General features: G+C 70.7%; 9 protein-coding genes and 1 tRNA gene. 6 read left to right on the forward strand and 4 right to left on the reverse strand.

The features are described from left to right. Positions 1–4: 4 nt before the first annotated feature. A complete protein-coding gene (locus MKD51_RS04530; RefSeq protein ID WP_240238628.1) occupies positions 5–625 on the reverse strand; it encodes a hypothetical protein in 621 nt (206 codons plus the stop codon). A gap of 309 nt (positions 626–934) precedes the next feature. Here MKD51_RS04530 and MKD51_RS04535 point away from each other — a divergent pair, with 309 nt between their 5' ends. The 6 genes from MKD51_RS04535 to MKD51_RS16300 all read left to right on the forward strand — a co-directional run bounded on the left by MKD51_RS04535 (position 935) and on the right by MKD51_RS16300 (position 7,808). Continuing rightward, positions 935–1,258, forward strand: coding sequence for a metalloregulator ArsR/SmtB family transcription factor (locus tag MKD51_RS04535; protein WP_240238630.1), 324 nt, complete (start codon positions 935–937; stop codon positions 1,256–1,258). Continuing rightward, positions 1,255–1,671, forward strand: a complete 417-nt coding sequence (locus tag MKD51_RS04540; protein ID WP_240238632.1) for an SRPBCC domain-containing protein — start codon at positions 1,255–1,257, stop codon at positions 1,669–1,671. The genes MKD51_RS04535 and MKD51_RS04540 overlap by 4 nt, the downstream gene beginning before the upstream one ends. 73 nt (positions 1,672–1,744) lie before the next feature. Beyond that, positions 1,745–2,962, forward strand: a complete 1,218-nt coding sequence (locus MKD51_RS04545) for an amidohydrolase (RefSeq protein WP_240238634.1) — start codon at positions 1,745–1,747, stop codon at positions 2,960–2,962. Beyond that, positions 2,959–4,179, forward strand: coding sequence for a multidrug effflux MFS transporter (locus MKD51_RS04550; RefSeq protein ID WP_240238636.1), 1,221 nt, complete (start codon positions 2,959–2,961; stop codon positions 4,177–4,179). Before MKD51_RS04545 ends, MKD51_RS04550 begins: the two co-directional genes overlap by 4 nt. A 144-nt stretch (positions 4,180–4,323) precedes the next feature. After that, the gene (locus tag MKD51_RS04555) at positions 4,324–6,168 is read left to right on the forward strand and encodes a helicase HerA-like domain-containing protein (protein WP_240238637.1); all 1,845 of its coding nucleotides are present in this window, start codon (positions 4,324–4,326) and stop codon (positions 6,166–6,168) included. Between the two features lie 65 nt (positions 6,169–6,233). Further along, on the forward strand, positions 6,234–7,808 hold the full coding sequence (locus tag MKD51_RS16300) for an ATP-binding protein (protein ID WP_240238639.1): 1,575 nt from the start codon (positions 6,234–6,236) through the stop codon (positions 7,806–7,808). Positions 7,809–7,841: 33 nt separating this feature from the next. On the opposite strand, the gene MKD51_RS04565 is transcribed toward MKD51_RS16300, so the two are convergent. From MKD51_RS04565 to MKD51_RS04575, 3 genes are all read right to left on the reverse strand, one after another. Further along, the gene (locus tag MKD51_RS04565; RefSeq protein WP_240238641.1) at positions 7,842–8,219 is read right to left on the reverse strand and encodes a response regulator; all 378 of its coding nucleotides are present in this window, start codon (positions 8,217–8,219) and stop codon (positions 7,842–7,844) included. Positions 8,220–8,278: 59 nt separating this feature from the next. Continuing rightward, positions 8,279–8,366, reverse strand: a tRNA-Ser gene (locus MKD51_RS04570). A gap of 93 nt (positions 8,367–8,459) precedes the next feature. Then, positions 8,460–11,516 (reverse strand): S8 family serine peptidase, encoded by a 3,057-nt coding sequence (locus MKD51_RS04575; protein WP_240238643.1) that lies wholly within the window; start codon positions 11,514–11,516, stop codon positions 8,460–8,462. Positions 11,517–11,641: the final 125 nt, after the last annotated feature.

Genomic DNA, 11,641 nt, shown 5'->3' on the forward strand with positions numbered 1-11,641 from the left:
GGCCTCAGGGCGTCTGCATCCTGGTGCCGAAGATGCCGCTGACGGTGTGCCCCAAGCCGGCCAGCAGCAGGCCCAGCGGCAAGGCGATCCTCATCGCATCGGCGAGCGCAGCGATGTCGGCGGTGCCTGCAGCCAGGGTCAGCAGCTGCCCGCCCGCGACCAGGAACCACGACCAGCGATCGAAGCCCTGCACCGGCCAGGAGGCGGCGATCACGCACGCCGCGGCGAAGCCGATGCCGGGCCAGAGGTAGAGGCCGAGCGCCGCGTCGACGATCGGCTGCTGCTGCGCGGCGTCCAGCCAGCTGAGGCCGTGCACGATCAGCAGCGTCATGCCGGCCAGGACGGCGCCCTTCGAGCCTGCGCGGGTGCCGAGCGCGACGGCCAGCAGCAGCGCGGCGACCAGCAGCAGCATGGGCGGCAGCTGCGCCGCCGTCGAGGACTCGGCCAGGGTCTCGAGCTGGGGCGACAGCGGCAGGCGGCGCGCGAAGGAGTCCTCTGTCAGCAGTGCGAATCCGCCGCCGAGCAGCGCGGCGAGCCCACCCGCCAGCTGCATCGGGCGGATCGGCCGGCGCGTCTCGAGCGCGCGCTGGCGAGATGCCTGTCGAGGCTGACGCGTGATCGTCATGTGCGCTCCATCTGCAGCGGCCATCCGGATGCTCTGATCCTGGGCGGTGCCGCTGAAGATTGCGGACGGCGTTTGCGCAAGGTTCCGGATGCTCTCGCGCACGAGCAGCAGCGCAGCTCCGCACGGAGTGCGTGATGGCGCGGAGTCGCAGGCGGTGCGGCCTCGGCCTGCCGTGCGAATCCGGTGCCCGAGCGTTCGATCGGGCTGAGCGGGGCGCGAGCCCGCAGTGGCGGCTGGTGCTGCGCTGTGCCCGATCGAAGGCACGGCCACCCTTGTGGCCGAGCCCCGCATCCGCCTACACTTCACCACATGGTGAAGTCAACGGTCGACGGCGTCGCGCACGCGATCGCCTCGGCGCCGCGCCGGCGGCTCGTCGGCCGCCTCGCCGAGGGTCCGGCGACCATGAGCGAGCTCGCCGAGGTGCTCGGCATCACGCTGCCGGCCATCGACAAGCACGTGCGGGTGCTCGAGGCCGCCGGCCTCGCCCGCAAGCGCAGGGTCGGCAGGCAGGCGATCGTCACGCTCGAAGCTGGCGGGCTCGACCTGCTCGCCGACTGGGCGACAGGCATGCGCGCGATGTGGCGTGCTCGCCTCAGCGACTTCGCCGACCACCTGCAGGAGGAGCAGCCATGACGGAGACCACCATCGAGCTCTCGCAGCACGTTCAGGCATCCCGCGAGCTGGCGTGGGCGGCATGGACCGAGCAGGATCGCCTCGCCCGCTGGTGGTGGCGGCAGGTGCCCGGCACGACCATCCGTGCTGACGCGCGGGTCGGTGGCGCCTACCGGTTCGAGAACGTCGATGCGGGCTTCGGCGTGACGGGGGAGTACCTCGAGGTCCTGCCGCTCGAGCGGCTCGTCTTCAGCTGGCGCTGGATCGACGGCGGCTCCGTGGGCGAGGCCGTCGACACGGTCACGGTGACCTTCACCGAGGAGGCCGACGGCACGCGCGTCACGATCGAGCATGTGACGGATGCGGCGGGGGTCGCCGACTACGAGCTCGGCTGGCGCGACACGGTCGCGCACCTCGAGGCAGCGCTCGCCTGATCGTGCCGCTGGGTCGTTCGTCGGGCTAACCAGGCGTAGGCTGGAGTGCCGCTGTCTGACAGGAAGAGGACCCATGCTGATCGCCATCGTCAACGCCCGTGTCGTCCCTGTCGTGGGTGACGAGTTCGAGGGCACGATCCTCGTGCGCGACGGCCGCATCGCCGAGCTGGGCACCGACGTGGCCGTGCCCGCCGACGCCACCGTGCTCGATGTCGAGGGAGCGCAGGTGACGCCCGGCCTCGTCGACGCGCACGTGCACCTCGGCGTGCACCCCGAGGGCGACGGGGCCGGCGCGAGCGACACGAACGAGATGACCAACCCCAACACCGCCGGCGTGCGCACGCTCGACGCGATCGACCCCTTCGACGAGGGCTTCGATCTGGCGCTCGCGGGCGGCGTGACGACCGTCAACGTCAACCCCGGCTCCGGCAACCCGATCGGCGGCCAGGCCACCACGCTCCACACACACGGGCGCATCGTCGACCACATGGTGCTGCGCGAGCCCGCCGGCGTGAAGAGCGCCCTCGGCGAGAACCCCAAGCGCGTCTACGGCGACAAGAAGGTCACGCCCTCGACCCGCCTCGGCACGGCGAAGATCATTCGCGACGCCTTCGTCGCCGCGCAGAACTACCAGCGCCGCCACGCAGACCCCGACAACGACAAGCGCCACGAGGTCGACCTCACGCTCGAGGCGCTCGGCAAGGTCCTGAATCGCGAGATCCCGTGGCGCCAGCACGCCCACCGCGCCGACGACATCGTGACGGCCCTGCGCATCCAGGCCGAGTTCGGCTACGACCTCGTCATCGACCATGGCACCGAGGCGCACCTCGTCGCAGACCTGCTCGCCGAGCGCGGCGTGCCGGTGCTGATCGGTCCGCTCTTCACCACCAAGTCGAAGATGGAGCTGCGCGGCCGGTCGATCGCCAATCCCGGCAAGCTCGCCAGGGCGGGCGTCGAGATCTCGATCATCACCGACCACCCGGTGATCCCGATCTCGTTCCTCGTGCACCAGGCATCCCTCGCCGTGCGCGAGGGCCTCGACCGCGAGACGGCGCTGCGCGCCATCACCATCAACCCGGCGAAGGTGCTGGGCGTCGCCGAGCAGGTCGGCTCGCTCGAGGTCGGCAAGCGCGCCGACATCGTGGTGTGGAGCGGCGACTGGATGGACCCGATGGCGCGCCCGCGCACGGTGCTGATCGACGGCAGCGTGGTCTTCGAGCACGACGCGACGACCGGCGAGGAGCGCGTCGCATCGCGCGTCGACGTGCCCCTCGCACTCGCCCAGGGGTGAGCGCCGCCCCCGGAGCCGAGTTCAGCAGGCGCCACCGCGTCTCGACGCTGATCGTGCTCGGCCTGCTCGCCGGGCTCGGGCCGTTCACCATCGACCTCTACCTGCCGGCCTTCCCCGCGTTGAAGGCCGACTTCGGAACGTCGGATGCGGCCGTGCAGCTGACGCTGTCGGCCACGACCCTGGGATTCGCGTTCGGGCAGCTCGTGGTGGGGCCGCTCTCCGACCGGATCGGCCGCCGCAGGCCGCTGCTGATCGCCACGAGCGTGCACGTGCTCGCGAGCGTCGCCGTCGCGATGGCGCCCGACATCGTGACGCTCATGCTCATGCGCGTCGTGCAGGGCTTCGGTGCCGCCGCGGGCACGGTGGTCGCGATGGCCATGGTGCGCGACCTGTTCGGCGGCAAGCAGCTGACCACGGCGCTGTCACGGCTGGCGCTCGTGATCGGCATCGCACCGATCGCTGCGCCCGTGCTCGGCTCCTGGCTGGTCGGGTTCCTGCACTGGCGCGGCCTCTTCTGGATCCTGGCGGGCTATGCGGTGCTCGTGATCGTGCTGCAGCTGGTGTTCCTGCGCGAGACGCTGCCGCCGCACCTGCGGCACTCGTCCGGCCACTCCACGCTCGGCCAGCGCTATCGGGCGGTGCTGACCGACCGCGTCTTCATCGGCGTCGCTGTCATCGGCGCGAGCATCTTCGGCGGCATGTTCGCCTACATCTCCACGGCGTCCCTGCTGCTGCAGCAGGTCTACGGCTTCACCCCAGGCGAGTTCGGCCTGATCTTCGCGATCTGCTCGGTGGGCGTGCTCATCGGGACGCAGACCGCTGGCCGCGCGGCCAATCGCTTCGGCCCGCAGTGGGTGCTGGCGGTCTCCACCGCGCTGCTCGTGCTCTCGGCATCCGGCATCATCGTGCTCGACGCCGCCGGGCTCGGCGTCGCAGGCATGGTGCCACCGCTGGTGGTGTTCGCCTTCGCGTTCGGGCTGTCGATGCCGTGCGTGCAGACGCTGGCGCTCGCGAGCCATCCGCGCGAGGCGGGCACGGCGGCGTCCCTGCTGGGCGCGCTCAACATGTCGATCGCCGGCCTCGTCAGCCCGATCGTCGGGCTGTTCACGATCTCGAACGCGATCCCGATGGGCTCGATCATGCTCATCTGCGGCGTGCTGGCGGCCTGCTCGCTCTGGTTCGTCGTACGACCGAGGACCGTGCCGCCGATCGAGTGATGCCGGCGTCGCGGCAGAGGCACGAAAGGGCCTCTGCTCCAAGCCTCAGCGCGGACCGCTGCCCGAGACGGGCATCGGCACTGGCGTCGCGGCAGCGGCCCGAAAGGGCCGCTGCTCTGAGCTCCAGCGTGCAAGGATGGCGCCATGACGGACGAGCTCGCGAAGGCCCAGGCAGAACTCGAGGCGGCCAGGCAGGCGCAGCTCGAAGCGGAGGCGAGGCTGGCAGAGCTGCACGCCGGTGCGGAGCGGGCGAAGGTGGACGCCCCGCCGAGCCCCGCCGACGAGGAGACGCCTGAGCAGGCCCCGCCCGTCGCGGAGAGCTTCGAGGAGGCACCGGTCTCGGCGCCCACCCCCCTCGACCCCGAGCAGCCCGCCGAGCCGGGCGCACCGGTCGAGGAGCGCGACCTCGCCGGGCCACTCGGCGCCGACGCCGTCGCCGCCATCCGCACCGGCTACGCCTTCGACGGCACCGCCCTGGAGATGGGCGCGCTCGTCAATGGCGAGCCCGACTCCGAGACGCAGGTGCGCATCCCGCTGTCGATGGTGAACCGCCACGGCCTCATCGCGGGGGCGACCGGCACCGGCAAGACCAAGACGCTGCAGGTGCTCGCGGAGCAGCTCTCCGCTGCGGGCGTGCCGGTCTTCGCGGCCGACATCAAGGGCGACCTCTCCGGCGTCGCGACGGCAGGCGCATCCGACGACAAGCTGCTCGCGCGCACTGCAGGCATCGGCCAGCCGTGGGAGCCTCGTGCAGCGCCGGTCGAGTACTTCGCGCTCGGCGGCGTCGGCAACGGCGTCCCGATCCGAGCGACGGTGCTCGACTTCGGTCCGACGCTGCTGGCGAAGGTGCTCGGGCTCAACGACACCCAGGAGTCGAGCCTCGGCATCGTCTACGCGTACGCCGACGCCCAGCAGCTGCCGCTCGTCGACCTCAAGGACCTCCGCGAGCTGCTGCTGTGGCTCACGAGCGATGAGGGCAAGGAGGATCTGCGGCGGCTCGGCGGCATCTCGTCGCAGACCGCCGGCGTCATCCTGCGCGAGATCACGGCGTTCAGCGAGCAGGGCGCGGATGTGTTCTTCGGCGAGCCGGACATCGACACCCGTGAGTTCCTGCGCACGACGCAGGACGGGCGCGGCGTCATCAGCCTGCTCGAGGTGCCGGGCGTCGCCGACCAGCCGGCGCTCTTCTCGACCTTCCTCATGTGGCTGCTGGCCGACCTGTTCGAGGATCTGCCGGAGGTCGGCGACGTCGACAAGCCCAAGCTGGTGTTCTTCTTCGACGAGGCGCACCTGCTGTTCAAGGATGCGTCGAAGGACTTCCTCGGGGCGATCGTGCAGACCGTGCGGCTCATCCGCTCGAAGGGCGTCGGCATCTTCTTCGTGACCCAGACGCCCAAGGACGTGCCCGACGACGTGCTCGCACAGCTCGGCTCGCGCGTGCAGCACCAGCTGCGGGCGCACACCCCTGACGCCGAGAAGGCGCTGCGGGCGACGGTGCGCACCTATCCCAAGAGCGACTACGACCTCGGAGAGGTGCTCACGAGCCTCGGCATCGGCGAGGCGATCGTGACGGTCATGAACGAGAAGGGCGCGCCGACGCCCGTCGCCTGGACGCGCCTGCGCGCGCCCCAGGGCTCGATGGATCCGACGCCGGAGGCCGAGATCCAGCGCGCCGTGCAGGCCTCTCCGCTGCTGCCGAAGTACGGGCAGGCCGTCGACCGCGAGAGCGCCTTCGAGATCCTGCAGGCGAAGCTCCAGTCGGCGCAGAAGGCCGAGCAGGACGACGCAGCGCGAACGGCAGCGGAAGAGGAGGCGAAGCGCCTCGAGCAGGAGGCCAAGCGCAACCGCGCGGGGGGCTCCGCAGGGCGCTCCGGCGGCTCCTCGAGGTCTGGCGGCGGCAACGTCGTCACCGAGTTCCTCGGCTCGCGCTCGGGCCAGGCGATGGTCCGAGACATCGTGCGCGGCATCTTCGGCAACCGACGAAGGTGACCCGCCCCCGGCAGCTCGACGGCGACATCCGTCCGCGGGTGATTGGCGCGTTGAGGCTGGGATGGGTGCAGGCGATCCTGGCGATCATGGTCGCCATGGTGCTCGTCGTGCTCACGCTCGTCGATGCCGACAGCTGGCACGCGCCCTGGCTGTGGATCGCGACGGTCGGCATGGGGCTCGCCACCGTCCTCGCGCTCGCGACGCGCAAGGCAGTCGGCCCGACGCTGCGGTTCATCGTGCCGACCCTCGACCTGATCGCGCTCGCTGCCCTCATCGCCGATCCGCAGGCCCCGCGCATCGTGGCGATCCTGGCGGTCATGCCGGCCTTCTGGCTGGGAGTCACCGCCCGCACGCGCGGCATCGCGCTGGTGGGTGCGGCCAGCGCCGTGCTGCTCGCGGTGATGGCGATGCGCATCGCCGACTCGAGCGGCGTGACGCTCACGGCCAACGCCGTCGGCGTGGTGCTCGTGCCGATCGCGCTGGTCGCCACGGCATGGTTCGCCTCCAACTACACGCGCACGATCGAGCGGCAGCAGCTCGCCATCCTGCATCGCGAGCGCGAGAAGCTCGCCATCGCCAAGCAGAGCCAGGCAGACGCCAATCTGCTCGACGCGATCTTCGAGACCGCCCGCGTCGGGCTCGCACTGCTCGATCCCGAGGGTCGGGTGGTGCGAGTGAACTCGACGCTCGCCGACCATCCGGGTCTCGCGGGCACGACGGTGGCCGAGGCGCTCGGAGATCTGCGTTTCCTCGAGCTGGAGTCGCGGCGCCCCATCCCAGAGGCGGAGACGCCGTTCGTGCGAGCCGCCAGCGGAGAGGCCTTCGACAACGTCATCTGCTGGATCCATCGACCAGGGCTCGAGCCGGTCGCCGCCACCATCTCGTCTCGGCCGCTGCTGCTCGACGGCGACTTCCGCGGCTCCATCACCTCGGTCGACGACGTCACGAACTACATGCGGATGGTGGAGGATCGCGATGACTTCGTCGCGCTCGTCTCCCACGAGCTGCGCACGCCATTGACGTCGATCACCGGCTTCCTCGAGCTCGCGCTGGACGAGGAGGTGCCGGCGTCGCTGCGCGGCTGGCTGCAGATCGTGCAGCGCAACGCCGACCGGCTGCGCGCGCTGGTCGAGGATCTGCTCATCGTGGGCGAGATGAGCAGGGGCGATGTGCACCTCGCGACACGCAGGCTCGACCTGCGCGCGCTCGCCGTCGAGGCCGTCGCCACGCTCGAGCATCGCGCCGATCGGCGCGGGGTCGCGCTCACGCTCGCCGATGGGCCGGCGATCGAGGTCGACGCCGACGAGCGCCGCATCACGCAGGTGATCGAGAACCTGATCTCCAACGGCATCAAGTACACACGCGACGCCGGCAGCGTCCACGTGCGCGTCGAGGTCGACGGTGCGGATGCGCGGCTGGTCGTGGTGGACGACGGCGCCGGCGTGATGCCCACCGAGGCCGCGCGCGTCTTCGAGCGCTTCTACCGCTCGTCGAGCGCTCGCGCATCCGGGGTCCAGGGGGCGGGCCTCGGCCTGTGGATCTGCCGCATGATCATCGATCAGCATGGCGGCTCGATCGACTTCGCGAGCGAGGTCGGCCGCGGCTCGACCGCGACGTTCAGCCTTCCCCTGGCGGTCTGACGCCGTCGCCCTTGGCCGCCCCTCGCGACCTGTTCAGCCGATCGCTGCGGCGACGCGGGCCAGCAGCGCCCTGGGGCTGAACGGCTTCGTGATGTAGTCGTCGGCACCGGCGGCGATGCCGGCCTCGATGTCCCTCTCCTGGCCGCGCGCGGTGAGCAGGATGATCGGGGTCGTGTCGCCACGCGCTCGCAGGATGCGCAGCACCTCGATGCCGGTCATGCCCGGCATCATGACGTCGAGGACGAGCACCGACCAATCGCCCTCGAGCGCCGCCTCGAGCGCCTGCTCGCCGTTCTCGCGAGTGGCGACGACATGCCCGGCGGAGGCGAGCTTGATCGACACGAGATCGCGGATGTCGCGGTCGTCGTCGACGACGAGGATGCGAGCGCTCACGGGACTGCTTCCGCGCATCCGTGCTCCTCGTGACGAAGCTGCATGGTGGTGGCGCTCGTCGCGGAGCGACGGACTGCTGGCGGAGGATAGGGGATTCGAACCCCTGAGGGCTTGCACCCAACACGCTTTCCAAGCGTGCGCCATAGGCCACTAGGCGAATCCTCCGTGCCGACCTCGAAAGGTCAACCCTGCGATTCTAGCCCGAGAAGAAAGGGGACGGAGACCGCAGCCTCCGCCCCCTTGTCTCTCGTGCCTGCGCTACGGCAGCTGGCCGCGGCCCGTCGAGGGTCCGGGGGCCGACTCCGCGTAGACGTAGGTGCGGTCCGTCGAGCCCGCGAGCTCGTACAGGACGACGCCCAGGTACTGCTCGTTGGCGCCGAGGCCGTTCCACGTGACCTCGAGCTCGAACGCGTCGCCGGTCGACACCTGCTGGCTGGAGGGGCTCACCGTGAGCTTGCCCTTCCCGCCGTTGGGCGAGACCGCTGCGTGCTCGAGGATGAACGGCGTCTCGGCGCCGCCCGCCGCCGAGTACACGTGCACGAGCGCCAGGTAGTCACCCGCCTGCGGGTTCTCGAGCAGCACCGCCTCATCGGCCGATGCCGTGCCTCCGACCCATTCCTCGACAGCCTGCCCCTGCTCGTTCAGGCGGTAGATGTAGAGGTCGAGGTCGGCGACCGTCTCGTCTCCGTTGAGCACGAAGTCGTGCGCGAGCTCGCCGTCGCGGATCGTCACCGGATAGACGAACTGCTCGCCAGCGACACCGCTCTCGTTCGCGATGCCCTGGTAGGGCGCGAACCCGGCCGTGGTGGCCGTGAGCTCGCCATCGGTGCCAGCGAGGCCGTCGATCGCGATCGTGTCACGCCGGCCCTCACCCTCGACCCACTCGGGGGCGACGATCGCGAGCGGACGCACCGCCACCGGCGAACGGACCGCGTTGGTCTCGTTCGACCAGGTCAGGAAGCCCGACGTCCACTGCTCCGGCGCTGCCGATGTGGTCGTGAAGGTGACCTCGTAGGACAGCTCCTGCCCGACCTCGGTGAAGTCGAGCACCTGCGGCGAGACCTCGACGTCGACGCCGGCGACACCCTCGACCGACACCTCGTAGCTGCCGGGCTCGAGCGCGGTCAGCGTGCGGGTGACGGTCTGCGTGCCCGCGAGCGAGCCGATGCCGATGGACGGGATGTTGAGGTCGCTCGGGTCGATCGCCTCGCCCACCCATGCGTCGGGCAGGCCGTAGCCCAGCCCGCGCAGGTAGCCGTACCAGTCTTCGGTGCCGTTCTGGTAGATCAGGCCCGGGTTCAGGAACGAGGGCGAGTCGACCATGCCGGCGCCCTGCGAGAACGGATCCGTCTCACGGGTGCCGTCGGCGAGGAAGGTGTCCTCCGCGCTCGTCATGAGCGCGCTCTTCACCTCTGCGGGCGTCGCGAGCGGATGCTCGGACAGGTAGACCGCTGCCAGACCCGCGATATGCGGGGCTGCCATCGACGTGCCGGAGAGGAACGCGTAGCGGTCCTCGCCCCCGGGTGCCTGGTAGGAGGCGGCGATGATGCCGACACCGGGTGCGGCGACGTCGGGCTTGATCACGTCGGAGCCATCGGCGAGCGCCGGCCCCCGCGAGGAGAAGCCCGCCACGACCGGAGCGACGGTGTCGACTCCCGAGGTGTTGCCGGGGCTCAGCGTGACCGTCTCGCGCGCAGCCGCGGCGGCGGAGACCGCCTCGTAGTGCACCGCGTCGACATGCACCGTCGGGATCGCGTGGTCGTCGAGGTCGACCGAGCCCGGCGTCGGGTTGGCGACGATGGCGCCGATGGCACCGGCAGCTGCCGCCACCTCCGACTTCTCGACCCGGGCGTTGCCGCCGCGGTCGCAGAGCACGATCATGCCGGCAGCGGCTGCCGGGTCGATGGAGCCGGGCATGCAGAGCGCCGCGTTGGTGACGCCCTCCGCGCTCGTGTCGGTCGGGATGTCACCCGCGTAGACGAGCGTGCCGGTGACCTCGCCGTCGAACGGCACCGTGATGGAGCCGCCCGCGACCGCGGAGCCGTCGGCGAACGTGACGGTCGCCTCGTAGTTCGGGACGGTTGCCGCGGCGACGGTCGTGTACCACGGCGCTGCATGGTCCAGCGTCGAGGCGCCCGGGCCCGCGTTGCCTGCGGAGGCCGACACGAAGACACCGGCAGCAGCTGCGCCGAGGAACGAGACGTCGGTCGCGGTGGCCACCGAGGTCGCCGCGCCGCCGCCGATCGAGTAGTTGATCACGTCGACGCCGTCGATGACGGCCTGGTCGATGGCCTGCACCAGGTCGGTCGAGGCGCAGCCGTCATCCTCGTCGTCGGCCGGGTCGGGGCCGGACCAGCACGCCTTGTACACGGAGATGCGCGCCTCGGGCGCGACGCCCGACATGGTGCCGAGGTCGGCACCGCCGACGGAGTGGATCGCGACATCCGCGTTGCCCGCTGCCGTCGAGGCGGTGTGCGAGCCGTGGCCGTCGCCGTCGCGCGGCGAGGCGTACTCGCCGGGCACCTGGGTCTCCGTGCCGATGCTGCCTGCGCCGAAGCCGTCGAGGTAGTAGCGCGCGCCCACGATCTTCGTGGAGCAGTCGTCGGCCGTGAAGCCCGCGCCGGTCTCGCAGAGGCCGGTGAACGTCTGGCCGTCCGACTTCAGGTAGGTGATGACGTCGCCGTCGAGGTAGGGCTCGTCGCCGGCGACAGTGCCGAGCGCCTCGCCCTCGAAGAAGGGGTTCTCGGGCGCGATGCCCGTGTCGATGACACCCACGACCACGCCAGCGCCGGCGTCAGCCATGCCGCCGACCTGGTTCCAGAGCTCGCCGAGCTCGAGATAGTCGTTCGCGGGGGAGCTCTGCAGCTGCAGGATCTCGTTCGCCTCGACCGAGCGGACGCCCGCCGTGCGCGAGAGGTCCTCCGCCTGCTCAGCGGTGAGGTCGGCGACGAAGCCGTTCAACGATGCGGTCAGATCCGCGTCGATCGTCGCACCCACCGACGACGCCACGTCTTCGTGACGGTCGTTGAGGTGCGCCGTGTAGGCGCGAGCCGCATGGGAGGTGGTGTCGAGGTCGCTGCCGCGCTGCGGTGCAGTCGCGGCGAGACCGGAGGTGCCGCCCTCATAGGTGGCGAGGGCATCCTCTGCGAGGACGACGATGTAGCGCCCGTCCTCGAATCCGAGCGTGGAAGCAGGCGCTGCTGCCGCATTCGCCGTCGTCGCGCTCAGGACTGCAACGCTCGCGCCGAGCGCGACCGCCGTCCCGATCGCGACCGCGCGCCGCAGCGCTGTCCGCGCTGAGTTGGGTGAAGTCACGGTGATCCCTTCAATGACGTGCCGTCGTCGGCACTGCGACCCATACTGAACCTGTGCCAAAGATATGCTCAGGCTAGGAGCGAACCGTTACCGTTTCGTAACCTTCCAGGCGCACTAGCCTGGGT

This window comes from Agrococcus sp. ARC_14, from assembly GCF_022436485.1.
Taxonomy (GTDB): Bacteria; Actinomycetota; Actinomycetes; order Actinomycetales; family Microbacteriaceae; genus Agrococcus.

Bases quoted from the DNA above. Each gene is read 5' to 3' on its own strand.
- MKD51_RS04530 (WP_240238628.1), bottom strand. From the start codon at position 625: ATGACGATCACGCGTCAGCCTCGACAGGCATCTCGCCAGCGCGCGCTC.
- MKD51_RS04535 (WP_240238630.1), top strand. From the start codon at position 935: ATGGTGAAGTCAACGGTCGACGGCGTCGCGCACGCGATCGCCTCGGCG.
- MKD51_RS04540 (WP_240238632.1), top strand. From the start codon at position 1,255: ATGACGGAGACCACCATCGAGCTCTCGCAGCACGTTCAGGCATCCCGC.
- MKD51_RS04545 (WP_240238634.1), top strand. From the start codon at position 1,745: ATGCTGATCGCCATCGTCAACGCCCGTGTCGTCCCTGTCGTGGGTGAC.
- MKD51_RS04555 (WP_240238637.1), top strand. From the start codon at position 4,324: ATGACGGACGAGCTCGCGAAGGCCCAGGCAGAACTCGAGGCGGCCAGG.
- MKD51_RS04565 (WP_240238641.1), bottom strand. From the start codon at position 8,219: ATGCGCGGAAGCAGTCCCGTGAGCGCTCGCATCCTCGTCGTCGACGAC.